Genomic DNA, 23,791 nt, shown 5'->3' on the forward strand with positions numbered 1-23,791 from the left:
GGTTGTGTGTTTGCTAATGTACAACCATGGTTGTGCACAAGGAATTCGTGGACAGAGCCCACCGGATCGTGTGGTGCACCGTGGCGACGGTCGGCAGCGACCAGCGGCCCAGGAGCCGCATCCTGCATCCGATCTGGGAACTGGACGAGGCGGGCACGGCACTGACCGGATGGATCGTCACCAAGGCGACCCCGATCAAGGTGCGCCACCTGGCCCACAGCCCGTACGTGAGCTGCAGCTACTGGGAGCCGGGCCACGACGTCGCGGTCGCGGACTGCCAGGCCGAGTGGGTCACGGATACCGCGACGCGGCAACGAATCTGGGAGCTGTACCGGGACGCGCCGGCGCCGCTCGGGTACGACTTCTGGACCGTCTTCCCCGACGGGCCAGCCGCGGAGTCGCCGTCGCTGCTGCGACTCACGCCGTACCGGTTGCGGCTGACCGACGTCGAAACGCTCAGCGGCCGCAAGCCCGTCGCGTCCTGGCCCTGATGCGCCCACAACCGCAGCGGGGCCCGGCCTGGTGATCAGGCTCGGGCCCCGCTGCGGTGCTTCGCGGCTTGTGTTAAGAGTGCGTTCAGTTCATTGTCCGGACGTGATTCTGACTCAGCGTGACCACGGCGGCGCGGTCAGTCAGAAGTTCCCGGACACGACGAAGAGGCGGTGCCGCCGGAAAGCACCGCCTCCTCGTTCGAGGTGTTGTTACACGCCGTGACCGCCGTGCGCCTGCGCACGCGCCTCGGGACGGAACCCGTTGCGCGGGCTGAGCGTGTCGTCGCCGTTGCCGAGCGCCTTGAGCTGCTCGGTGAAGTACGTCTTCAGGCGGCTGCGGTACTCGCGCTCGTAGGCGTGCAGGTCGTCGATCGTGCGCTCGAGCTGGCCCTTCTGCTTCTCCAGGGTCCCCAGCATCTGCGCGCGCCGCTCGGCGATCTCGCCGTCGAGCTTCTCGGCGCGGGCCCGGGCCTCACCGGTCATCCGGTCGGCCTTGCCCCGGGCCTCGTTCTCCAGCCGCTCGGCCTTGGCGCGGGCCTCGCCGATGATCTTGTCGGCGGTGTCCTTCGCCTCCTGGACCAGGTCGTCGGAGTGCTTGGTGGCCATCTCCAGCAGCCGCACGGCGGAGCTGGACGCGTCGCCGACGGTTCCCGCTGCCGCAGCAGCCCCCGCGGCCGCTACCGGAGCAGCAACGACTGGTGGCTTCTCCTCGGGCTTCTCGACCACGACGGGAGCGGGCTTGGGCTGTTGCACGACGGGCGGGAGAGCGGCGGTCTGGTCGACCGGCCGTTCCTGACCCGCACCGGCGCGCTGAGCCGCCGCCAGCTTCGCGCGCAGCTCCTCGTTCTCGGCGAGGAGGCGCTCGAGCTCGGCCTCCACCTCGTCGAGGAAGGAGTCGACCTCAGTGACGTCGTAACCCTCCCGCAATCGGACGGGCGTGAACTGCTTCGAGCGGACGTCATCCGGCGTCAGCGGCATCTTTCACCTCGTTTGTCTGTGTCTTGGCGGAGTCTGGGGCGCAAACCCCGGCGACTCAGTAGATCACGTTATCGCTTCGTTGTGTTCTGGCGGAATCCGGGCCGGGCGGCAACATCGACCAGTTGCCCCGTGCCCGGGTCTGGTTCTACCCCTCCTGCCGATCGCTCAAGCCCCGCGCCGCTGTGCGGCCGGCCACTGCCGGGCTGTTCACAGCGACCGGATCGCGGTGTTGTTGATCGACATCGCCAGCGAGACGAGCACGAACAACATCAGCATGGACAGGTCGATCCGGATCCCCCCGGCCCCGATCGGGGGCAGGATGCGGCGCAGCGGCCGCAGGAACGGATCGGTGGCGGAGTAGACCAGTTCGAACAGCAACAGCAGCGGGCCCTTGGGGTGCCACTGTGGCGCGAACATGACGATCAGACTGAGCACGAACCGCGCCACCAGGATCAGGAAGAAGGCGAGCAGCACCCAGCTGAGAACACTGAGGACGAGCGCTAGAGCAACCATGTCGTCAATGAGTGTAGAAGACCGGTGGTAGCAGCGGTCAGCTCTGGTTGTAGAACCCGTCCGCGGCGATCTTCTCCTTCTCCTCCGCGGCGACCGTCACGTTCGGCGGGCAGACCAGGAACACCTTGGTGGTGATCCGCTCGATGGAGCCGCGGCAGCAGAAGATCAGGCCGGCGGCGAAGTCCACCAGCCGCTTGGCGTCGGCGTGGTCCATCTCGGTCAGGTTCATGATGACGGGCGTGCCGTCACGGAAGTGCTCACCGATCACCCGCGCCTCGTTGTAGCTGCGCGGGTGCACGGTGGTGATGCGGGCCAACTCGGTAACCTCCGGGGACGGTAGAACTCCACGCCGATCTGGAAACTTGCTGACCGTCGCGCCCTGCTCCTCGCGGTCACGCAGGTCACGACCGTCGCGGACCTCGCGACCGTCGCGTGCGTCCCGGGACTCGCGGACCGGCTCGGTCTCGTGGGACTCCCCGTCGACGACGTCGTCCTCGTACTCGTCGTAGTCGTCGTACTCGTCGTCGTAGCGCGCGTTGTAGCGCTCGCCGTCCTCGACCAAGCCGAGGTACACACCCATCTTGCGCAACGCGCCGCTCATGGCCCTCCAGCCCTTCGATTCCGGTCCAACGCCCGACAAGTGAGCCGATCTCGCGATCCACTCGATGTCGACACTAGCCCAGTGAGGGACGCGTTCCGAGTAATGCGCGCCCGAGCCGAACGTGTGTCGCTCCGTGCCGGATCGCCGCTTCCAGATCGCCGCTCATCCCGGCGGAGATCCAGTCGGCACCACCGTGTTCGGAGCGTAGCCGCGAGGACACGTCACGCAGTGCGGCGAACGCTTCGTCGGCGTCGGATCCCAACGGCGCAACGGCCATCACCCCACCGAGCTCCAGCCCGTCGGCCGCGGCCACCGCCGCCGCCAGCTCCGGTACGTCGTCCGGCGCGACGCCGCCCCGGCTCCTCCCGGTCGCGGCGTCCTGAGGCCCGTACGCCGCCAGGCTGACCTGCAGCAGGCACCGCACGGTCTTCTCCTCGGCCACCGCGGCCTTCGACAGCGCGCCGACCAGCGACAACCTGTCGACGGAGTGCACCACCTGTGCGAACCGCACGACCGAGCGGGCCTTGTTCGACTGCAGTTGCCCGACGAAGTGCCAGGTGAGCTCGGACGCGTCGGGCGCCTTGACCTTCAACTCCTGTTCGCGGTTCTCCCCGGTGTCGGTGACGCCGAGCGCCGCGAGCGCCCGGACGTCCTCGATCGGGAACGTCTTGGTGATCGCCACCAACGTGACCGATTCCTCAGGACGCCCAGCGGCCTCGCAGGCCGCGCGGATGCGTTGCCTGACCTGCTCCACGTTGGCTCGGAGCTCTGCCCCGCGTTCGGTTGTCACCGGCCGAGCCTGACCAGTCCGGCCATCCGGCCGCTGACCTGGCCTTCCCTCCGGTAGGAGTACAGGTCCTCGGACTCGATCGTGCAGCGCGTCGCGTCGACCACCTCGACACCGAGCTCGGCCAGCTGGGCGGTCACACCGGCCGCGACGTCGATCGACGGCGTACCCCAGCTCGTCTCCGCGTACGACGCCGGCACGCGCTCGGCGACCTCGGCCCGCATCTGTTCCGGGACCTCGTAGCACCGGCCGCACGCGTACGGCCCCAGGACGGCGGTGATCCGCTCGGCACCGAGATCACGCATCGCCTCGACCGTGGCCGGCACCACCCCGGCGTACAGGCCACGGCGGCCGCAGTGTGCGGCGCCGACGACGCCGTTGGCCGAGTCGGCGAGCAGGACCGGCAGGCAGTCGGCCGCGCGGACCGCGAGCACGACGTCGGTTCGCGTGGTGACCAAGGCGTCGGCCTTCGGGTTCGGCCGGACCGGGAGCTCGTCGTCCGGCCCGACGACGTGCACGTCGCGGCCGTGCACCTGACTGACCCGGACCACCGCCTCCGGCGGCACGCCGAACGCGGCCGAGACCCGGCGGAAGTTCTCCGCGATCGCCTCGGCCTCGTCACCGGCCGCGCTGCCGAGGTTCAGCTCGCCGTACGGCGGAAGGCTGGCTCCCCCGTAGCGATCGGTGAAGGCGAAGCGGACCCTGCCGAGAACCTCGTCGTAGCCGAACACGTCTGAAGGCTACCCAGCGACCGGGATCGACTCGACCACCGCCCGGGCTTCCTCCTCGACGCCGAGCCGCGCCGGCTCGGCGGGCAGCGTCAGGACGTGCTCGACGGCCTCCCGGTACGCCGCGTCGAACGCCTCGGCGGCGGGCACCTCGAGGTCGGGCACCACCCCGACGCCTTCCCAGTTGGTGCCGGAGAAGGGGTTCACCGCACGCTGGACCGGGACGGTCGCCTCCAGGTGCGCGTGCAGCTTGAAGCCCTCGCGCGGATGAGCGCCGCCGCCGGTTCGCTCCCCCACGATCCGGGCGCGACCGAGCTGCTGCAGGTCGTAGGTGAGTTCCTCGCCGCCGGAGAAGGTGGATCCGCTGGTCAGCACCCAGATCGGCTTGCTGCCGCCGAAGCGTGGGCCGGTCACCGGGCCGGTCCAGTACTGGCGGATCGTGCCGGTGGCCGGTGTGACCTGGTCGTTCAGATGGACCGGTTCGGCGTCGAAGAGGTGACTGCAGACGAAGGCGACCTGCTCCGGCGAACCGCCCAGGCAGCCACGCAGGTCGAGCAGCAGCGCATCAGTTGCCGCGAGCAACGACATGGCGGCGCTGACGGCCGCGCCGGCGTGCACGGGGTGGTAGAGCAGCGGCCGGATCTCGAGCAGGCCGATGTTGCCGGCCAGGCGCTCGACCCGCGCCACTCCCCCGGCGTCGAGGCGGGCGCGGTCGGCCCAGTGCTGCTCCTCCGCGACCAGATCGGTCTCGTCGGGAATCTCGCCCCGGTGGAACTTGAGCCGCAGATGCTTGTCCTGGTTGCCGATCTGGAGGTCGGCCGTCACCTGTGCGGCCAACTGCTCGGGGTCGGTCAGTACGTCGTACCGGCCCTCGGTCGCGGCTGCTCTCAGCCGGGCCGCCACCTCCTGGCCGACGTCGGGGAACACGTAGTGCTCGCTTACCAGAGCGGCCAGCCGCTCCACGATGCTTCGGATCTCGTCGCTGTGCATGGCGGTGAGTGAAGCACGCGGTTTGACAAAGCGTCAAGAAGTCTTGACGCTTGATCCATGGACGACGAGTACGAGGTCTCGACCGCGGCGCAGTTCAAGGCGCTCGGGCATCCGTTGCGGCACCGCCTGCTCTTCGCCCTCGGCCACGAGGCCGCCACGATCAGCCAGCTCGCCACCACCCTCGGCACCGCGAAGGGCAACATCGCCCACCACCTCGGCGTCCTGCGCGAGGCCGGCATGGTCGAGGTGACCGAAACTCGCCAGGTCCGCGGTGGGACCGAGCAGTACTACCGCCGGACCGCCCGCAAGTTCAGGTTCACCGGCGAGGGCGCGCGGGAGAACAACACGGTCGCGCTGCAGGCCGTCGCCGCTGATCTGCAGACCGGTGAGGAGCTGCTGCTCAACATCCGCAACCTGCGCCTGACCACAGCCCAGGCCCAGGATCTGGCCGCCCAGTTGGAGCGGATCGTCACCACGCTCGACGACGCGGGGCCCGGTGAAGCCCGGCACGGTGTGGTGGTCGCCGTCTACCGGCCGGAGAACTGAAAAGCCCCGGCCGAAAACGGCCGGGGCTGCAGCGAGCTGCTACTTCAGGAAGTCGGGGATGTCGAGCTCTTCCTCGGGGTCCGGCTTGCGGGTCGGCCGCGTCGGCGGCGTCTGGGTCGCCGGCGCCGGGTTGGACGACGGCGTCGAGTACGGCGCCGGGTTGTGCTGGGCCGGCGGCGGCGTGCGGACCGGCTCGCCGGGCTGCGGGCGGGCCGAGTGCGTGGTGCCGGTGCCGGGCCGGTTCTCGGTGGGAGCCGGGACCGGGACAGTGTCGTCGCTCGGCGTACCGAACTGGCCGTGCGTCACCTGCGCGCCGCCTTGATCCTCGGCCGGAGCCGGGGTCTGGTTGGCCGGCGGGGTGGAGGTCGGCGGCGGGTTGCTGCTGCTGAACGGGATCGTGCCCGGGACCTGCGGCGGCGTGTGCTGCGCAGGCTGACCCTGCGAAGACTGCCCGTGCGAGGTCTGGCCCTGCATCGACTGGCCCTGTGCGGACTGGCCGTGCGACGACTGCCCCTGCCCGGACTGGCCCTGGCTCGACGCGGCGTTGTTCTGGTTGGTCCCCACGCCGCCCGGGCTGTAGCCGGGCGGGTTGTTGCCGGCCGGCGCCTGACCCGGCTGGTGCATCGGGGCCGAGAACCCGCCACCGTCCTGCCGCTGCGCCGAGAAGCCTCCGCCGTCCTGGCGCGGCGGTGGGAAGCCCGTGTTGTCCTGGCGCTGCGGCGGCGCCTCGGCGCTGCCGGCCCGGTTCTGCGGGCGGGCGCTGTTCATCGCCTGCTCGCGGCGCTTCGGCATGCCGCCGTCGAAGCCGGCCGCGATCACCGTGACCCGGACCTCGTCGCCGAGCGCGTCGTCGATCACCGCGCCGAAGATGATGTTGGCGTCGGTGTGTGCCGACTCCGAGACCAGCTGGGCGGCCTCGTTGATCTCGAACAGGCCGAGATCGGACCCGCCGGCGATCGACAGCAGCACGCCGTGCGCGCCCTCGATGCTTGCCTCCAGCAACGGCGAGGAGATGGCCGCCTCGGCCGCCGCGACCGCACGGTCCTCACCGCGCGACGAGCCGATGCCCATCAGCGCGGAGCCGGCGTTCGACATCACGGCCTTGACGTCGGCGAAGTCGACGTTGATCAGGCCGGGCGTGGTGATCAGGTCGGTGATGCCGGACACACCCTGCAGCAGCACCTGGTCGGCCTGCTTGAAGGCGTCCAGCACCGACACGGCCCGGTCGGAGATGGTCAGCAGCCGGTCGTTCGGGATCACGATGAGGGTGTCGACCTCTTCGCGCAGGGCGGCGATGCCGTCTTCAGCCTGGGTCGCCCGGCGCTTGCCCTCGAAGGAGAACGGCCGGGTCACCACGCCGATGGTCAGCGCGCCGAGCGAGCGCGCGATCCGGGACACCACCGGGGCGCCCCCGGTGCCGGTGCCGCCGCCCTCGCCCGCGGTGACGAAGACCATGTCGGCGCCCTTGAGCGCCTCCTCGATCTCCTCCGCGTGGTCCTCGGCCGCCTTCTGGCCGATCGCGGGGTTCGCGCCGGCGCCCAGGCCGCGGGTCTCCTCGCGGCCGATGTCGAGCTTGACGTCCGCGTCGCTCATCAACAGCGCCTGTGCGTCGGTGTTGATGGCGATGAACTCAACGCCCTTCAGACCGTGCTCGATCATCCGGTTGACGGCGTTCACGCCGCCTCCGCCGATACCGACGACCTTGATGAGTGCCAGGTAGTTCTGCGGTGCCGCCACGTCCGCGCCTCTCGCCTCGTTCTGTCCCGTTGTGACCAGTTGGCCGTGTTTCTCAGCCGTTCCCGGCCGTGTTCCAGCGAAAGTTCCAGCGAAAAGACTGAACCTCAAGTGGATGCTTAGAGTTGTCTCGACTTTATCGATTGCGTCGCACGCTACGGGACGCGTTCAGGCAATGTCCACGCGCCTCGCCGCCCGTCCCGTGATGTGGTTCGGGATGTGACGCGTTACCTCTTTTCCCCTTTGGTGACAGGGAGATCGGGGGCGGACACGTCGTACACCTTGGCCTGGCGCCGCATCAGCACGCTGAGTACCTCGGCCTTGCGCGCACTGTCATCGGAACCACCCCAGACCACCTTCACCCCCGCCCCGAGGTTGAGGGTGATCGAGTCCGGCGACGACGCCGAGATCGACCGTACCTCGGACCGCAGCGAGACCGGCAAAGCGGCTGACACGGTCACCACCGAACGGATCGTCACGTCCCGGCGGGCTCCGACGACCAGCGCTTCCGGCAGCCCGTCGGGCCGCGAGGGCACGGTCTTGAACGACGTACCGGTGGCGTCGACGAGCTCGAACTGCTTGCCGTCGGTGACCACCACGACGGGCACCCGCTCGGTGACCACGATCTCCAACTGGTTCGGCCAGGCGCGGGTGACCTGCGCGTCGGCGACCGAGTGGATGCCCCGCACCCGTTCGGCGATCACGCTCAGGTCGACCTTGGCCAGCGGTGTGCCCAACGGAGCCGCGGCGACCTGGGTGACGGTTGCCACCGGCACCGTGTCGACGCCCGTCACCCGGACGCCGTCGACGGCCAGCGCGGACGAGAAGTAGAACAACCAGACGGTGATCGCGGACAGCAGCACCAGCGAGCCGCCGACCGCCCAGGGCAGCCAGCTCTTCCAGCGGACCAGCCGCTGCCGGCGCGCGAACCGCTGCTGGGCCCGGGCCAGGTCGGCGTTCTGACTCATCCTCGGGTCACCCCAGGGCTCACTCGATCATCGCGGCGTTGTGCGCCGCCCGCTCGGCCAGCAACCCGACCACCTCGGGCCCGATCAGCGTCACGTCGCCGGCTCCGAGGGTGACCACCAGGTCGCCCGGCAGGGCCAGGTCGGCGACCACCCGCGGTACGGCGGACCAGGACGGCTCGAACCGCACCTGCTCGGGCTTCAGCGGCACGTGGTTGGCGATCAGGGCGCCGGTGACGCCGGGCTCCGGGTCCTCCCGGGCCGCGAACACGTCCATCACGACGACCTCGTCGGCCAGTGCCAGTGCCTCGGAGAACTCCGCGGCGAAGATCCTGGTCCGGCTGAACAGGTGCGGCTGGAAGCAGGCGATCACGCGCCCCTCCCCCGCGACCTGCCGCGCCGCGGTCAGGTCGACGGCCAGCTCGGTCGGGTGGTGGGCGTAGGAGTCGTAGACCCGGACGCCGTCCTCCATGCCCTTGAACTCGAACCGCCGGCCGGTCCCGGTGAACGACGCCAGCCCTTCGGCCAGGTCGGCCGCGGAGAAGCCCAGGCCCAGCCCGACCGTCAGCGCGGCGGCGGCGTTCAGCGCGTTGTGCTTGCCGGCCTGCTGCAGGTGGACCACCGGGAGCTTGCGGCCGCGCCAGATCGGCACGAACGACTGCACCGCACCGGACGCCGTGATCTCGGTGACCCGCAGGTCGGCGTCCGCGGACTCGCCGTACGTGCGGACGTCGACGCCACGCTCGCGGGCGAACCCGGTCAGCCGGCGTGCGCCGGCGTCGTCGACGCAGATCACCATGAATCCGCCCGGGTTCACCCGGTCGCAGAAGTCCTCGAAGGCCTTGAAGTAGCTGGCCTCGTCGCCGTAGTTGTCCAGGTGGTCCGGCTCGACCGAGGTGACGATCGACACCTCGGGGCTGTAGGTCAGGAACGACTTGTCGGACTCGTCGGCTTCGGCTACGAACAGGGTGCCGGTGCCGTCGTGCGCGTTCGAGCCGGACTCGTTGAGGTTGCCACCGATCGCGTACGACGGGTCGACGCCGCAGTGCTGCAGCGCGACCGTCAGCATCGACGTGGTGGTGGTCTTGCCATGTGTGCCGGCGACCGCGATCGTGCGCCGGCCGGCCATCACCGAGGCCAGCGCGGCCGCCCGCGGCAGGATCGGGATCCCGGCCGCTTGCGCCGCGACCACCTCGGGGTTGGTCTCGCGGATCGCGGTGGAGACCACGACGGTGTCCACGTCGGCGACGTGCTCGGCGGCGTGGCCGACCCAGCAGGTGGCACCGAGGGCGCGCAGCGCGGACAGCACCTTGCCGTCTTTGGCGTCGGACCCGGAGACCTCGATCCCGCGCGAGGCCATGATCCGGGCGATGCCGGACATACCGGCACCGCCGATGCCGACGAAGTGCACCCGGCCCAGCTTCTCGGCGGGCAGCAGGGTGTCAGGAGCGGTGACGATCACGAAGAAGACCTCACCACATCGAGAATGATTCGCGCCAACCGGTCGTCGGCGTCGGTCCGGATCACGCCTTGCGCTGCAGTGGACATGGCGGTCAGACGCGCGCGGTCGTGCAGAAGTTGCGGAACCGTCGCACGAACCCAGTCCGGCGTCACCGCCGCGTTCTCGACCAGCAGCCCGCCGCCCACATCGACCACGGGCTTGGCGTTCAGGCGCTGCTCACCGTTACCGTGCGGCAGCGGAACGTAGATGGCCGGCAGCCCGACGCCGGAGACCTCGGTCACGGTGTTCGAGCCGGACCGGCAGACCACCAGGTCGGCGGCGGCGTAGGCCAGGTCCATCCGGTCGACGTACGACAGCACCCGGTACGGCAGGGGGCCGGTCTGCTCGACCTCGAGCGTGTTCTTCGGCCCGATCGCGTGCAGGACCTGGATCCCGGCGGCCTGCAGGTCGGCGGCTGCCCCGGCGAACGCCTGGTTGAGCTGCTGGGCGCCCTGGGAACCACCGGTGACGAACAGCGTCGGCGAGTTCGGGTCCAGTCCGAAGAACTGCTGGGCCTCGGCGCGCAGCGCGGCCCGGTCCATCGTGGCGATCGCCCGGCGGATCGGCAGGCCGACGTACTGGGCGTGCGGCAGGTCGGTGCCGGGGAACGAGGTGATCACGTTCTCGGTGCAGTAGCGGGCGGCGAACTTGTTCGCGATGCCCGGTACGGCGTTGCCCTCGTGCACCACGATCGGCGTCTTGCGCCGCCAGGCCGCGACGTAGGCCGGTGTGGACACGTAGCCGCCGAAGCCGACCAGTACGTCGGCCTTCGCGTCGTCGAGCACCTTGCGGGCGGCGCTGACCGAGCTGAGCATCTTGCCCGGTACGGCGAACAGCGCCGGCGTGGGCTTGCGCGGCAGCGGCACCGGCGGGATCAGCTCCAGCCGGTACCCGGCCTCGGGCACGACCCGGGTCTCCAGTCCGCGCTCGGTCCCGAGGGCGACGATCTCGATGGTCGGATCGATCCGGCGCAACGCGTCGGCGGTCGCGATCAGGGGTGAGGTGTGGCCGGCGGTTCCCCCACCGGCCAGAACGATGCTCGGCACAGCTTTCAACGCTCCCGCGTGTTCTCACGGCCGCTCGGGCCAGGTGTACGCCACGACGACATCCACCCGAACAACGGCCGCCGGTGTTCCTTCAGGGCGGCCTGCGCGCCGGGCTCGGCCTTCGCGAAGGACAGCAGCATGCCGACCGCGATCAGCGTCGGCAGCAGTGCGGACCCACCGTACGACAAAAGCGGGAGCGGGATTCCCACGATCGGTAGCAGGCCGATCACCGCACCGAGGTTGACCAGTGTCTGGGCCATGATCCAGACCGTGATGCCGGCCGCGCAGTAGCGGATGAACGGCTCGGTCGAGCGGGTCGCGATCCGGATCCCGGCGTAGGCCAGGGTGAGGAAGAGCGCGAGCACGGTCAGCGACCCGATTAGCCCGAGTTCCTCGCCGATCACGGCGAAGATGAAGTCGGTGTGTGCCTCGGGCAGGTTGCCCCACTTCTGCCGGCTGTTGCCGATCCCGACGCCCCACCAGCCACCGGTGGAGAGCGCGTAGAGCCCGTGGTAGGCCTGCCAGCCGACGCCGCTGGGATCCGCGAACGGGTTGACGAAGTTGGTCAGCCGGTCCATCCGGTGCTGCGCGGTGATCACGAAGTACGACGCGATCGCGCCGACCACGACGATCGCGGCGACGAACAGCCGGGTCGGCGCGCCGACCACCCAGATCAGCCCGATCATGATCGCCATCAGCACCAGCGAGGTACCGAGGTCGCGCTGACCGACGATCAGCGCGATCACCAGGCCGCAGACCGGCGCCATCGGGATCAGCAGGTGCTTCCACTGGGTCAGCAGCTTCTGCTTGCGCGCGTACAGGTCGGCGCACCACATCACCAGCGCCAGCTTGGCGAACTCGCTGGGCTGGATCTGCAGCGGGCCGCCGAACGACAGCCAGTTGGTGTTGCCGTTGACGTTCTTGCCCAGGCCCGGCACATAGGTCAGCACCAGCAGGAACGTCGATCCGAGCAGTGCGACGTACGCGAGCATCCGGAAGTGCCGCGGTGTCATCCGGGACGCGACGTAGGCCATCGGCAGACCGACGCCGACCCAGATCAGCTGCCGGTAGAAGATCGCGTACGAGTTGCCGTGGTTGATGTTGTAGGACAGCACGCTGGAGGCCGAGGCCACCATCAGCAGACCGAGCACCAGCAGCAGACCGGTCGCGCCGAGCACCAGGTGGTACGACGTGAGCGGCCGGTCGAGCACGTTGCGCACCGCGGCCAGCAGCGTGTTGCCGGACGCGCGCTCGGGGCCTGACTTCTGCTCGGGCCGGTCAGTGATCGTCACGCGATCCCCTCCGGCGTCAGGAACCCAGCCGGTTCACGGCTTCGGCGAAGGCGTCCCCGCGGGCTCCGTAGTTGGCGAACATGTCCCACGAAGCGCAGCCCGGCGCCAGCAGCACGGTGTCGCCCACCTGTGCGAGCTTGGTCGCCTCCCCCACCACCGTCTCCATGGCTCCAGTGTCCGTTGACTCGACCACGATCACCGGGACATCAGGCGCGTGTCGGGCAAGTGCTTGCGCGATCACCGCCTTGTCCTGGCCGAGCAGAACCACTGCGCGCAGCCGGTCCCGGGCGGCGATCACGAGTTCGTCGAACGTCGCACCCTTGGCCTGTCCGCCGGCGATCCAGACCACGTGCTCGTAGGCCAGCAAGGAGGCCTGCGCGGCGTGCGGGTTGGTCGCCTTGGAGTCGTCCACATAGTTGACTCCGGCAACGTCCGCGACGTGCGCGATCCGGTGCGCGTCCGGCCGGAAGCCGCGCAGCCCGTCGCGGACCGCCGTCGCCGGTACGCCGAAGGAGCGGGCCAGTGCGGCCGCCGCCAGCGCGTTCGCGACATTGTGCGGCGCCGCCGGGACGACGTCGGCGAGCGTGGCCAGTTCGAGCGCCGACGAGGCGCGTTGCTCGACGAACGCGCGGTCCACCAGGTACTCGTCGACCAGGCCGAGCATCGACAGCCCCGGCGTCCCGAGGGTGAAGCCGATCGCGCGGCAGCCCTCGATCACGTCGGCGTCCTCGACCAGCTTCTCGGTCGCCTGGTCGGCGACGTTGTAGACGCAGGCGACCTGGCAGTTGGTGTAGATCCGGCCCTTGTCGGCGGCGTACGCCTCGAGCGAGCCGTGCCAGTCGACGTGGTCCGGCGCGAGGTTGAGCACGGCCGCCGAGTGCGCCGACATCGAGTCGGTGAAGTGCAGCTGGTAGCTGGACAGCTCGACCGCGATCACGTCGTACGGCTCGGGGTCCATCACGGCTTCCAGCAACGGCAGACCGACGTTGCCCGCCGCGACCGCGCGGTGCCCGGCGGCGGTCAGGATCGCGGTCAGCATCTGGACCGTGGTGGTCTTGCCGTTGGTCCCGGTGACGCACAGCCAGGGTGCCGCGTTCGCGGGATCGCGCAGCCGCCAGGCCAGCTCGATCTCGCTCCAGATCGGTACACCGCGCTCGGCCGCGGCGGCCAGCAGCGGGGCGTGCGGCGGGATACCCGGCGAGGTGACCACGATCTCGACGTCCGCAGGCAGCTCGGCCGTGCTGCCCGCGCCGAGCCGGATCTCCGCGCCGAGCGTGCCGAGGATCTGGGCCTTCTCCTGCAGCTGTTCGTTGTCCCGGTCGTCCAGTACGACGACGTGCTCCGCCCCGACCTGCAGCAACGAGTCGGCACACGCGTAACCCGCCGTACCGAAACCGAGGACGACGAACCGTGTGGCCGCCCAGCCCTGGTCAATACGTGATTGGAGAGTCACGGGGCCTCCCGGCCTGGACTGAGGAGCGGAGGGAGCGAAGCGACTGGAGTGACGAGGGAAGGCCGGGAACCAAGGCCCCGTGACACGCCGTGCCGGAGGCGCGGCAAAACAACACAGCTCATCCGGCCACCCACTCCGCGTAGAACAGACCCAGACCCGTGGCGACGCACAGACCCGAGATGATCCAGAAGCGGATCACCACGTTGACCTGTTCCCAGCCGAGCATCTCGAAGTGGTGCTGCAGCGGTGCCATCCGGAACAGCCGTTTGCCCACTCCACCGGTGCGCTTGGTGATCTTGAACCAGCTGACCTGCAGGATCACCGACGCGGTGATGATGACGAACAGCCCACCGAGCAGCAGGACCAGCAGCTCGGTCCGGGTCATCACGCCGAAGCCGGCCACCGCGCCGCCCAGGGACAGCGAACCGGTGTCACCCATGAAGATCTTGGCCGGTGACGCGTTCCACCACAGGAAGCCGAACAGCGCGCCGGTCAGCGCCGCCGCGACCACCGCGAGGTCGAGTGGATCCCGGACCTCGTAGCACTTGGAGCCCGGCGCGGTCGCGCAGCTCTGGTTGGACTGCCAGATGCAGATCAGCGTGTAGGCACCGAACACCATCATCGACGCGCCGGTGGCCAGACCGTCCAGGCCGTCGGCGAGGTTCACACCGTTCGACATGCCGGCGATCAGCAGCAGGATCCAGATCACCACCAGCACCGGAGCCAGGTGCAGCCAGTTGATGTCGCGGATGAACGAGATGAACGGCGAGGCCGGCGTCTGGCCGCGGTTGTCCTCGAACTGCAGCGCGAGCACGGCGAACACCACCGCGACCATCGTCTGCCCGGCCAGTTTCGCCTTGCTGCGCAGGCCGAGGCTGCGCTGGCGGAAGATCTTGATGAAGTCGTCCAGGAAGCCGACCGCGCCCATGCCCGCGAACAGGAACAGCACCAGCAGCGCCGAGGCGCTCGGCGGCTTGCCGGTCAGCAGCTTGGCGGCGAAGTAGCCGACGATGGTGGCCACGATGAACACCGTGCCGCCCATCGTCGGCGTACCGCGCTTGGTGTGGTGCGAGGTCGGGCCGTCGTCGCGGATCTCCTGGCCGTAACCACGCTTGGCCAGGACGGCGATCGCCCACCGGGTGCCGAGCAGGGTCAGGACCATCGAGATCGCGCCCGCGAACAGGATCGAGATCACGACGCGCCCTCCTCGAGCAGCGCGTCGGCCAGGCTGCGCAGGTTCGACGCCTTGGAGGACTTCACCAGGACGACGTCACCACTGCGCAGCTCGGCCCGGAGCAGCTCGAGCGCTTCGGGGATCGTGTCGAAGTACGCCGACTCGTTGCCCCACGAGCCCTCCAGCGAGGCGCCGAGATGAATCGGTTTCGCGCCCGGGCCCACCGCGACCAGCCGGTTCACGTCCAGCCGGACCGCCAGGCGGCCGACCGCGTCGTGCTCGGTGGACGAGGTGTCGCCCAGCTCGAGCATCTCGCCGAGCACCGCCCAGGTGCGGGCCTCGCGGGCGCGCCCGATCGCGACCAGCGCCTTGAGCGCGGCGCGGACCGAGTCGGGGTTGGCGTTGTAGGCGTCGTTGATCACCGTCACGCCGTCCGCGCGCTCGGTGACCTCCATCCGGGCCTGCGAGACCCGGGAGGCCGTGTTCAGCCCGTTCGCGACCTGCTCGGGCGTCAGCCCGACCGCGAGAGCGGCCGTGGCGGCGGCGAGCGCGTTGGAGACGTTGTGCTCACCGATCAGCTGCAGCTGGACGTCGAAGCTCTGCCCGTCGGTGTGCAACGTGAAGCTCGGCCGGCCCTCGCCGTCGACCTTGACGCCCGTGGCGCGGACGTCGGCCTCCGGCGCCTCGCCGAAGGTCCGCACGGTCTGCTCGGTCCGCGACGCCATCGCGGCCACCCGCGGATCGTCGGCGTTCAGCACCGCGATCCCGCCGGCGACGACGTTCTCGATCATCTCGCCCTTGGCCACCGCGATCGCGTCCTGGCTGCCGAACTCGCCGATGTGCGAGTGGCCGACGTTCAGCACCAGGCCGACCTTCGGCGGCGTGATCCGGCACAGGTAGTTGATGTCGCCGGTGTGCCGGGCACCCATCTCGGCGACCAGGAACCGGGTCGAGCTGTCGGCCTGCAGCGCGGTCAGCGGGTGGCCGATCTCGTTGTTGAACGAGCCGACCGGTGCCACCGTCGCGCCGTACGGCGTGAGCAGCTGAGCGATCAGGTCCTTGGTACTGGTCTTGCCCTGCGAGCCGGTCAGCCCGATCACGGTCAGGTCGGGCAGCTGCGCCACGACGTACCGGGCCAGCTCACCGAGCGCCGCCTGGGTGTCGGCCACGACGATGCACGGACAGCCCTCGACCGGCCGGGTGGTCAGCGAGACCGTCACGCCCGCCTCGGTGACGGCCGGCACGAAGTCGTGGCCGTCGACGCGTTCGCCGGGCAGCGCGACGAACAAACCGCCCGGGACCACCTCGCGCGAGTCCTTCGCCACCGCGCCGTCGACGACGGCCGCCGGATCGGCACCGGCGAGCTCACCGCCCACGGCCTTGGCGATGTCACCGCAACTGACAGGGATCACCGGGTCTCCTCCAACAACTCACGCACTGTCTGACGGTCGTCGAACGGGTGGATCACGCCGCCGACGTCCTGGCCTGTCTCGTGGCCCTTGCCCAGCACGACCACCGTGTCACCGGGGCCGGCCAGCTCGATCGCGGTCCGGATCGCGGCCCGCCGGTCGCCGACCTCGCGCAGGTCCACGTCCGGTACGGCGGCGCGCGCGCCCTCGAGCGCGGCGGCGCGGATCGCGGCCGGGTCCTCGCTGCGCGGGTTGTCGTCGGTGACGATCACCACGTCGGCCGCCCGGGCCGCGGCGGCGCCCATCGCCGGGCGCTTCCACGGGTCGCGGTCGCCACCGCAGCCGACCACGGCGTACAGGCGGCCCTTGGTCGCGCCACGGGCGGCGCGCAGCGCCAGCTCCACCGCGTCGGGGGTGTGGGCGAAGTCGACGATCACCGCGAGGCCGTCGCGCTGGAAGGTCTCCATCCGGCCCGGCACCCGCGCGTCGCGCAGACCGGCGGCGATCTCGTCGGCCGGGACGCCGACCTGCCGCAGCATCGCGACCGCGAGCAGCGCGTTGGCCACGTTGAAGTCGCCGGGCAGCACGATCTCGATCGTCAGCTGTTCGTCCGGACCACGGACGTCGATCACCGTGCTGCCGTGCTCGGACTGGTGGGTCCCGGCGACGGTCCAGTCAGCGTCGCGGGTGGTGGAGACGGTCACCAATGGGACGACGGTCTGCGCGGCCAGGCGCCGGCCGTACTTGTCGTCGATGTTCACCACGGCCAGATCACACCGCTGCGGGGTGAACAGCGACGCCTTCGCGGCGAAGTACTCCTCGAACGTCTTGTGGAAATCCAGGTGGTCCTGGCTCAGGTTCGTGAAGCCGGCGACCGCATAGCGGGCGCCGTCGACGCGGCCCTTGGCCAGCGCGTGGCTGGAGACCTCCATCGCGCACCAGGCCACCTGCTGCTCGCGCATCACCGCGAACAGCGCCTGCAGGTCGGTCGCCTCCGGCGTGGTCATCGCGCTCTTCACGACCTGGTCGCCGATCCGCGTCTCGATCGTGCCGACCAGAGCGGCGGGGCCGAGCCGGCGCAGCACCGCATCGAGCAGGAAACTCGTGGTGGTCTTGCCGTTGGTGCCGGTGACGCCGAGCAGCCGCAGCTCCTTGGTCGGTTCGCCGTACACCTTGGAGGCGACGGCGCCGAGCACAGCGCGCGGGTCGGAGACCACCAGCAGCGGCAGCCCGGCCGTCAGCGCACGCTCGACCCCGGCGGGATCGGTCAGTACGGCGACCGCTCCGCTCGCCTGCGCACCGGCGACGAAGGCCGCGCCGTGCGTCGCGGCGCCCGGCAGAGCGGCGTACAGGTCGCCGGGGCGGATCGAGCGGGAGTCGAGCGAGACGCCGGTGACCAGGACCTCGGCGGCACCCGCCGGGACGTCGGCTCCGGCGGTTCTGGCCAGGTCGGCGAGGGCGACCGGTACGGTGTGCCGCGGCCTGATCGCGGCTACGGCTCCGCCTGCGGCGGTAGGGGTGGACACGGCCCCAGAGGCTACCGTTCCGGGGCCTGTGACACCTACCTGACCCTCGGTCACCGTGCGGGCGGTCACCAGGTGATCGGAACGTTCGGCTGCTTCGCACCGGTCGGCGGTACGGCGTATTTCTGCAGCGCGTAGCTCATCACGTCCCGGAACACCGGACCTCCCTGGAAACCACCACCGCGCCCGTTGGTCGGGTCCTGAAGTACGACGTACGTCACGAACCGCGGGTTGTCGGCCGGAGCGAATCCGGAAAAAGACGTCGCCCACTTGCGGTAGCAACCGCAGGCCGAGTCGACCTGCTGCGCCGTTCCGGTCTTGCCGGCCACCCGGTAGCCCGCGATCGCGGCCTGCGGCGCGGTGCCGTTGTCGGCGGTGACCGCCTCCATCATCGTCGAGACCTGCTTCGCGGCCGACTCGCTGACCACGCGGCGCGGCTCGGCGGCCTTGTTCGGCGTGACGTTGCCGTCCGCGTCGATCCAGTTCTTCACCAGCTTCGGCGGCATGTAGACCCCGCCGTTGGCCACCGCGTTGACCGCCGCGGCCATCTGGACGGCGTTGGCCGACAGCCCCTGGCCGAACGCGACGTTCGACCGGGTCAGCTCGCTCCACTCGTCGCCCGGCGGCATCAGGCCGCGGCTTTCGCCGGGGAAGTCGATCCCGGTCGGCTCGCCGAAGCCGAACTTCTTCAGGTAGTGCACGAAGTCCGTGACCGGCATCTGCTGGGCCGCCATGATCGTGCCGACGTTCGACGACTTGGCGATCACGCCGGCCATCGTCAGGTTCAGCACACCGTGGTCGAAGTGGTCGCGAATGGTCCGCCGCTGCACGGTGTAGGAGCCGGGCACCTTGAGCTTGGTGTCCAGCGAGATCAGCCCGGCGTCGGCCAGCGCCGCCATCGTGACCACCTTCTGCACACTGCCCGGCTCGTAGACCTGCTCCAGCGCGCGGTTCTTCAGCGCGCTGGTCTTGACCGGCTTGTTCGGGTCGAAGCTCGGGTAGTTGGCCATCACCGGGATCTCGCCGGTCTTGGTGTCCATCACGACCACCGTTCCCGAGCTGGCCTTCCACTGCTTGACCGCCTGCTCGATCCGCCGCTCGGCGAACCACTGCAGGTCGGCGTCCAGGGTGAGCTGCGCGGTCAGGCCCGGCTTCGGCTCCTCGACGGTGTGGTCGGCGTTCGGGATCTTGTTGCCCTTGGCGTCGACCTCGTACATCGCCTTGCCGTCCTGGCCGGACAGCTTGTCGTTCAGGCCGTACTCCAGCCCGGCCAGCCCCTTGCCCTCGGCACCGACCACGCCGACCACGTTGGCCGCGATGGTGCCGTTGGGGTGACTGCGGACCGGGTCGGCCTCGGTGTAGAGGCCGGCCAGCAACGGTTTGTGCTGATCTTTGGGCAGGCCCTTGTTCTGGTCCTTGATCGCGGTGTTGCGCCGCTTGATCTCGTCGGTGATCTGGTTCCAGGTCTGCGGGCTGACCTGGTTGGCGAGCACGACGTACCGGCCCTTGCCGGTGAGCTTCTTCATCAGCGTCGCGTAGTCGGTCGACGACAGCCGGGGCGCCAGGACGCCGGCCAGCTGGCTCGCGATCTTCGCGGTCTGGGTCGGGTCGGCGGTGATCGCCACCGCGTCCTCGGACACCGACAGCGGGACGCCGTTGCGGTCCAGGATCGAGCCACGCGAGGCGTGCAGCACGAACGGCTTGGTGTTCTCGCGCACCGCGGCGGCGGCGTACCGGTCGGGGTCGACGCCCTGCAGCATCACCAACCGGCCGGCGAACAGCGACAGCACGAAGGCCATCACCACGAACGTCGCCCGCAGCCGCAGCGTCGGCCGCCCGAGCTTCAGCAGCCGCGGCGGCTTCTTCGGCCGCGGCTTGCGCGGCGGCCGCCGGTTCTGCGGCGGGCGCTTGCGCGGAGCCGCGGTCTTCTTGGCGAGCGGCCTCCCGTCCGGGCCGACCTTCCTGGCCTGCGGTCGGCCGTCCGGCCCGACGCGCCGGGCGCTGTCGGCACTCTTGCGCGGCCGGCTGGCGGCGGTCTTTTTGGTGGCTCGCCGCGGTGCTTCCTGCTCGTCCCGCGTCCGTCGTGGCTCTACGGGGCGCCGACGCGGCTGGTCCTCGCGCTGACGTGGTTCTCTGCGCTTCCGCTCGTCCGGAGCCGGGCGGCGGGGACGCTGTGCAGCCGGGCGGCCGCTCTCTGTGGCGGGACGACGGGACGACGGAGCCTTGCGGGGCGGGTTGCCTCGCCCCGGCTCGCCACGTTTGCGTGGTGGCTCGTCTCCCCGTCGTTCCGTCATCCGATCATCCCCCGGTCGGTCGGTTGGTCCCTGTGGTCGTGGCCGCAGGCGGCTTGGTGGTCGTGGCGGCCGGCGGGTTCACCGTCGTACCGGCCGGTGGGTTGGCGGTCGTGTTCGCGGGCGGCCGCGCCGTACCGGCTGGTGGCGGTGAGGCGACCGGCGGCTTCGGCTTCGGCTTCACCGGCTGCTGCTCCGGGCCGAACATGGCAGCGCCGGACCCCGCCTTGCCCTCCTCCGGTACGCCGAGCACCCGCCCGTCGGACAGCCGCAGGAACACCGGGTTCGGGTTCGGCACCATGCCCATCCGCAGCGCCCGGTCGGCCAGGTTCTGCGGCGACTCCAGCGTGCGGACCTGCCGCTCCAGCTGCTCCTGCTGGTCGCGCAACTGGTCGGCCTGCTGGTTCAGCGCCGTCACCTGGAACGTGCCGCGCTGCAGCTCGGTGTTGAGCAGCAGCAGGCCGACCAGTCCGGCCGCGAGCAGCGCGACCACGAACAGGACGAACGGCATCCGCGGCGGCCGGAACGGCGCGCCGTACACGATCCGCAGCTTCGGCTCTTGCTTCTTGACCGGTGCGGCCGGCGTGACCCGTGCTTTCGACGGGCTGAAGACAGTACTCATCAGGCCACCAGCCCTTTCACGCGGACCCGTTCGGCGGCCCGGACCCGGACCGAGGCGGCCCGCGGGTTGTCCGCCAGCTCCTCCTCGGTCGGCCGTTCGGCGCCCCGCGTCAGCAACTTGAGGTACGGCTCGTGCCCGGCCGGGATCACCGGCAGGTCGTCCGGTACGTCGGACTTCGTGCCCGCGGCCAGGGTCTGCTTGGCGATCCGGTCCTCGAGCGAGTGGTAGCTCATCACCACGATCCGCCCGTGCAGCGCGAGCGCCGCGACCGCGGCCGGCAGCGCGCGGCGCAGCACCTCGAGCTCGCCGTTGACCTCGATCCGCAGCGCCTGGAAGGTCCGCTTGGCCGGGTGTCCCCCGGTCCGGCGGGCCGCCTGCGGGATCGCGTCGCGGACCAGCTCGGACAGCCGGGCGCTGTTGGTGAACGGCTCGGTCTCCCGGGCCCGGACGATCCGGTCGGCGATCTTGCGGGCGAACTTCTCCTCGCCGTACTGGAACAGGATCCGGGCCAGGTCGGCCGCGCTGTAGGTGTTCAGGATGTCCGCGGCCGTGGTCGGCGCGGTCGAGTCCATCCGCATGTCCAGCGGCGCGTCCTGGGAGTAGGCGAACCCACGGTCGGTCTCGTCCAGCTGCATCGACGACACCCCGAGGTCGAACAGGATCCCGTCGATCGCGGGAACGCCGAGGTCGTCGAGCACGCGCGGCAGTTCGTCGTACACGGCGTGCACGAACGTGGTGCGATCCGCGTACGGCGCCAGGCGCTCACCGGCCAGCCGCAGCGCGGCGGGGTCCCGGTCGAGCCCGATCAGCCGGGCTTCGGGGCAGCGCTGCAGGAACGCCTCGGAATGCCCACCGAGCCCGAGCGTCGCGTCGACGAGGACGGACCCGGGCTGCTGGAGAGCCGGCGCGAGCAGAGCGACGACCCGGTCGAGCATGACGGGGACATGGCGCTCGGACGGCTGCTGGGGACCGGTCATGGGGCCTCCCGCCCTGGACTGAGGAGCGGAGGGAGCAAAGCGACCGAAGTGACGAGGGAAGGGCGGGAGTTCGAGCCCCATGACCCGCCGTGCCGGAGGCGCGGCATCAGAACGGTCATGGCGTCAGCCCACCCGTTCCCTGCGCGTCGCGCTCAGCACCGTCCATCTCGACCCTTCCGTAGCCGCGGGAGCGACCCTGCCCCCGCGGGTGGTGTGTCCTGCCGTATTGCTTGTGGGGGCGACTGGAATGTCGGGTGGAGCGAAGTGGAGCAAACTGTCCGTCCGGTCAGATCGCGGGTTCGCCTCCCGGGGAAGTACCCGTGGCCTTGGCGCCGGGGAAGTGGCGCCAACACCCGAGTCGGAAGTCGGACCCGTGATCTCACCGGACGTACGGCGACCACTTGTCCTCTTGCGGCAAGGCCTTGCTCGGTGCTGCTCAGAAGATCCCGGGCAGTACCTCCTCGGACAGGTCGGCGAACGCCTGCTCCTGCTCCTCGGAGTACCTGTTCCAGTTCTCCGTGTTCCAGATCTCCACCCTGTTCATCGCCCCGATGACGACGCAGTCGCGATCCAGTCCTGCGTAATCGCGCAGCATCGGCGGGATGGTGACCCGGCCCTGCTTGTCCGGCACCTCGTTCGAGGCTCCGGCGAACAGCATCCGCAGGTAGTCCCGGGCACCTTTGTTGGTGATCGGAGCCTGTTTCAGCTGCTCGGTCAGTTGTACGAACTCGGCTTCGGGCCACACGGACAGCGATCGCTCCTGTCCGCGGGTGATCACCAGACCCTCGGAGAGTTCGTCGCGGAACTTCGCCGGCAGGAACAGCCGTCCTTTGTCGTCGAGCTTGGGGAAGTGAGTTCCGAGGAACACACGCTCCACCTCCCCGTTGCGGACTCTCCGTCTCAGGTCGAGCTGTTGTCCACCACATCAGTACCACTGCGCTCCACCTTACTCCACTTTGCCCCACCGTCAACCAAATCCGCCCCGTTTCGCTCCCCCGCGCCCATTTCGCTCCCCCTCGTACATTGGGTGGGAAGGATCCACGCCGACCGGTGACGAATCAGCGACCGGCGGTGAGGCTTACTTTCGTCCGTGCCGAAACGCCCGGTAACGAAATCCGCGCAGGGCTAGGCCCGACCCCGGGCCCGGGTCAGAATGAGTCGGCCAACAACCAATGGGGAGGACTCAGGGTGAGCACCACCGCGACCAGCTCGGCCATGGACTTCGACGAGCTGACGGAGGTGGCGGGACGGGTCCGCCGAGCCATCGAGACAGTGATCGAAGGCAAACCCGACGTCGTCGAGACAGCAGTCACCGTGCTGCTCGCCGAAGGACATCTGCTGATCGAGGACGTACCGGGCGTCGGCAAGACGATGCTGGCCAAGGCTCTGGCCCGCTCGATCGACTGCACCGTGCGCCGGATCCAGTTCACGCCCGACCTGCTGCCGTCGGACATCACCGGCGTGTCGGTGTTCAACCAGGAGGTCCGCGACTTCGAGTTCAAGCCGGGCGCGGTGTTCGCGAACATCGTGGTCGGCGACGAGATCAACCGCGCCTCGCCGAAGACCCAGGCCGCGCTGCTGGAGTCGATGGAGGAGCGCCAGGTCACCGTCGACACCACGACGTACCAGCTCGAGGCGCCGTTCATGGTGATCGCGACGCAGAACCCGATCGAGATGGAGGGCACCTATCCCCTGCCCGAGGCGCAGCGCGACCGCTTCATGGCGCGCGTCTCGATGGGGTACCCCGAGCCGGCCGCGGAGCTGCGCATGCTCGACGGCCACTCCGCCACCGACCCGCTGAACAACCTGCAGCCGGTGACCGACAGCCAGCAGGTGCTGCGACTGGTCAAGACCGTCCACTCGGTGCACGTCTCGGAGTCGGTCAAGGAGTACGCCGTCGCGCTGGTCGGTGCGACCCGTCGTTCGCAGGAGCTGCGCCTGGGCGCCAGCCCCCGCGCGACGCTGCACCTGATCCGGGCCGCCCGGGCCGCCGCCGCGCTGGACTCGCGCGAGTTCGTGCTGCCGGACGACCTCCAGGAGCTCGCCGTACCGGTGCTGGCCCACCGGGTGCTGCCGGCAGCCGAGGCCCACCTCGGTGGGCGGGGCGCGTCGGACATCATCACCGGGCTGGTCGCCTCCGTGCCGCTGCCCCGCACCCGCCGGGACTGAG

At 70.0% G+C, this 23,791-nt stretch carries 22 protein-coding genes and 1 pseudogene; 3 read left to right on the top strand and 20 right to left on the bottom strand.

Annotated features, from left to right (window positions below):
- Positions 1-26: 26 nt before the first annotated feature.
- A complete protein-coding gene (locus BWI15_RS24565) occupies positions 27-491 on the top strand; it encodes a pyridoxamine 5'-phosphate oxidase family protein (protein WP_077016802.1) in 465 nt (154 codons plus the stop codon).
- Positions 492-701: 210 nt separating this feature from the next.
- On the opposite strand, the gene BWI15_RS24570 is transcribed toward BWI15_RS24565, so the two are convergent.
- From BWI15_RS24570 to BWI15_RS24595, 6 genes are all read right to left on the bottom strand, one after another.
- Positions 702-1,469 carry a DivIVA domain-containing protein gene (locus BWI15_RS24570; RefSeq protein WP_077016803.1) on the bottom strand — a complete coding sequence of 256 codons (768 nt, stop codon included), beginning with the start codon at positions 1,467-1,469 and terminating at the stop codon, positions 702-704.
- Positions 1,470-1,676: 207 nt separating this feature from the next.
- Positions 1,677-1,982, bottom strand: coding sequence for a YggT family protein (locus BWI15_RS24575; RefSeq protein ID WP_077016804.1), 306 nt, complete (start codon positions 1,980-1,982; stop codon positions 1,677-1,679).
- Positions 1,983-2,019: 37 nt separating this feature from the next.
- Positions 2,020-2,583 carry a cell division protein SepF gene (locus BWI15_RS24580; RefSeq protein WP_077016805.1) on the bottom strand — a complete coding sequence of 188 codons (564 nt, stop codon included), beginning with the start codon at positions 2,581-2,583 and terminating at the stop codon, positions 2,020-2,022.
- Positions 2,584-2,656: 73 nt separating this feature from the next.
- Positions 2,657-3,373, bottom strand: coding sequence for a YggS family pyridoxal phosphate-dependent enzyme (locus BWI15_RS24585; RefSeq protein WP_077016806.1), 717 nt, complete (start codon positions 3,371-3,373; stop codon positions 2,657-2,659).
- Positions 3,370-4,101, bottom strand: coding sequence for a peptidoglycan editing factor PgeF (gene pgeF, locus BWI15_RS24590; RefSeq protein WP_077016807.1), 732 nt, complete (start codon positions 4,099-4,101; stop codon positions 3,370-3,372). The genes BWI15_RS24585 and pgeF overlap by 4 nt, the downstream gene beginning before the upstream one ends.
- 9 nt (positions 4,102-4,110) lie before the next feature.
- Entirely contained in the window at positions 4,111-5,088 is a 978-nt protein-coding gene (locus BWI15_RS24595) for a S41 family peptidase (RefSeq protein WP_077016808.1), read from the bottom strand.
- Positions 5,089-5,145: 57 nt separating this feature from the next.
- Here BWI15_RS24595 and BWI15_RS24600 point away from each other — a divergent pair, with 57 nt between their 5' ends.
- The gene (locus tag BWI15_RS24600) at positions 5,146-5,634 is read left to right on the top strand and encodes an ArsR/SmtB family transcription factor (RefSeq protein ID WP_077016809.1); all 489 of its coding nucleotides are present in this window, start codon (positions 5,146-5,148) and stop codon (positions 5,632-5,634) included.
- A 39-nt stretch (positions 5,635-5,673) separates the two neighbouring features.
- Here the strand turns inward: BWI15_RS24600 and BWI15_RS40755 are convergent, their stop codons facing one another.
- From BWI15_RS40755 to mraZ, 14 genes and pseudogenes are all read right to left on the bottom strand, one after another.
- Positions 5,674-5,940, bottom strand: a complete 267-nt coding sequence (locus BWI15_RS40755; protein ID WP_441327701.1) for a hypothetical protein — start codon at positions 5,938-5,940, stop codon at positions 5,674-5,676.
- A 251-nt stretch (positions 5,941-6,191) separates the two neighbouring features.
- Positions 6,192-7,371: pseudogene (gene ftsZ / locus BWI15_RS40180) on the bottom strand (cell division protein FtsZ); the annotation flags it as partial.
- 224 nt (positions 7,372-7,595) lie between these two features.
- Entirely contained in the window at positions 7,596-8,336 is a 741-nt protein-coding gene (locus BWI15_RS24610) for a cell division protein FtsQ/DivIB (protein WP_077016811.1), read from the bottom strand.
- A gap of 19 nt (positions 8,337-8,355) precedes the next feature.
- Complete coding sequence (gene murC / locus BWI15_RS24615; RefSeq protein ID WP_077016812.1) at positions 8,356-9,795, bottom strand: UDP-N-acetylmuramate--L-alanine ligase; 1,440 nt, start codon at positions 9,793-9,795, stop codon at positions 8,356-8,358.
- Positions 9,792-10,880 (bottom strand): undecaprenyldiphospho-muramoylpentapeptide beta-N-acetylglucosaminyltransferase, encoded by a 1,089-nt coding sequence (murG, locus tag BWI15_RS24620; protein ID WP_083750981.1) that lies wholly within the window; start codon positions 10,878-10,880, stop codon positions 9,792-9,794. Before murG ends, murC begins: the two co-directional genes overlap by 4 nt.
- 5 nt (positions 10,881-10,885) lie before the next feature.
- Entirely contained in the window at positions 10,886-12,172 is a 1,287-nt protein-coding gene (gene ftsW / locus BWI15_RS24625; protein ID WP_077016813.1) for a putative lipid II flippase FtsW, read from the bottom strand.
- Between the two features lie 16 nt (positions 12,173-12,188).
- Entirely contained in the window at positions 12,189-13,625 is a 1,437-nt protein-coding gene (murD, locus tag BWI15_RS24630) for a UDP-N-acetylmuramoyl-L-alanine--D-glutamate ligase (RefSeq protein ID WP_083750982.1), read from the bottom strand.
- A gap of 118 nt (positions 13,626-13,743) precedes the next feature.
- Positions 13,744-14,820, bottom strand: a complete 1,077-nt coding sequence (mraY, locus tag BWI15_RS24635; RefSeq protein ID WP_077016814.1) for a phospho-N-acetylmuramoyl-pentapeptide-transferase — start codon at positions 14,818-14,820, stop codon at positions 13,744-13,746.
- Positions 14,817-16,211: a UDP-N-acetylmuramoyl-tripeptide--D-alanyl-D-alanine ligase gene (locus tag BWI15_RS24640; protein WP_077016815.1), complete on the bottom strand. Its 1,395-nt coding sequence runs from the start codon at positions 16,209-16,211 to the stop codon at positions 14,817-14,819. Before BWI15_RS24640 ends, mraY begins: the two co-directional genes overlap by 4 nt.
- Positions 16,208-17,734, bottom strand: coding sequence for a UDP-N-acetylmuramoyl-L-alanyl-D-glutamate--2,6-diaminopimelate ligase (locus BWI15_RS24645; protein WP_193432186.1), 1,527 nt, complete (start codon positions 17,732-17,734; stop codon positions 16,208-16,210). The genes BWI15_RS24640 and BWI15_RS24645 overlap by 4 nt, the downstream gene beginning before the upstream one ends.
- 65 nt (positions 17,735-17,799) lie before the next feature.
- Positions 17,800-20,025 carry a peptidoglycan D,D-transpeptidase FtsI family protein gene (locus BWI15_RS24650; protein WP_077016816.1) on the bottom strand — a complete coding sequence of 742 codons (2,226 nt, stop codon included), beginning with the start codon at positions 20,023-20,025 and terminating at the stop codon, positions 17,800-17,802.
- Positions 20,026-20,029: 4 nt separating this feature from the next.
- Positions 20,030-20,644 carry a hypothetical protein gene (locus tag BWI15_RS24655; protein WP_077016817.1) on the bottom strand — a complete coding sequence of 205 codons (615 nt, stop codon included), beginning with the start codon at positions 20,642-20,644 and terminating at the stop codon, positions 20,030-20,032.
- Positions 20,644-21,621, bottom strand: coding sequence for a 16S rRNA (cytosine(1402)-N(4))-methyltransferase RsmH (gene rsmH, locus BWI15_RS24660; RefSeq protein ID WP_077016818.1), 978 nt, complete (start codon positions 21,619-21,621; stop codon positions 20,644-20,646). Before rsmH ends, BWI15_RS24655 begins: the two co-directional genes overlap by 1 nt.
- A 436-nt stretch (positions 21,622-22,057) precedes the next feature.
- Positions 22,058-22,489, bottom strand: a complete 432-nt coding sequence (mraZ, locus tag BWI15_RS24665) for a division/cell wall cluster transcriptional repressor MraZ (RefSeq protein ID WP_077016819.1) — start codon at positions 22,487-22,489, stop codon at positions 22,058-22,060.
- 362 nt (positions 22,490-22,851) lie between these two features.
- On the opposite strand from mraZ, the gene BWI15_RS24670 reads away from it, so the two are divergent.
- Positions 22,852-23,790 (top strand): AAA family ATPase, encoded by a 939-nt coding sequence (locus tag BWI15_RS24670; protein WP_441327727.1) that lies wholly within the window; start codon positions 22,852-22,854, stop codon positions 23,788-23,790.
- The last annotated feature ends 1 nt before the right edge of the window (position 23,791 follow it).

Source organism: Kribbella sp. ALI-6-A, from assembly GCF_001984195.1.
GTDB lineage: Bacteria > Actinomycetota > Actinomycetes > Propionibacteriales > Kribbellaceae > Kribbella.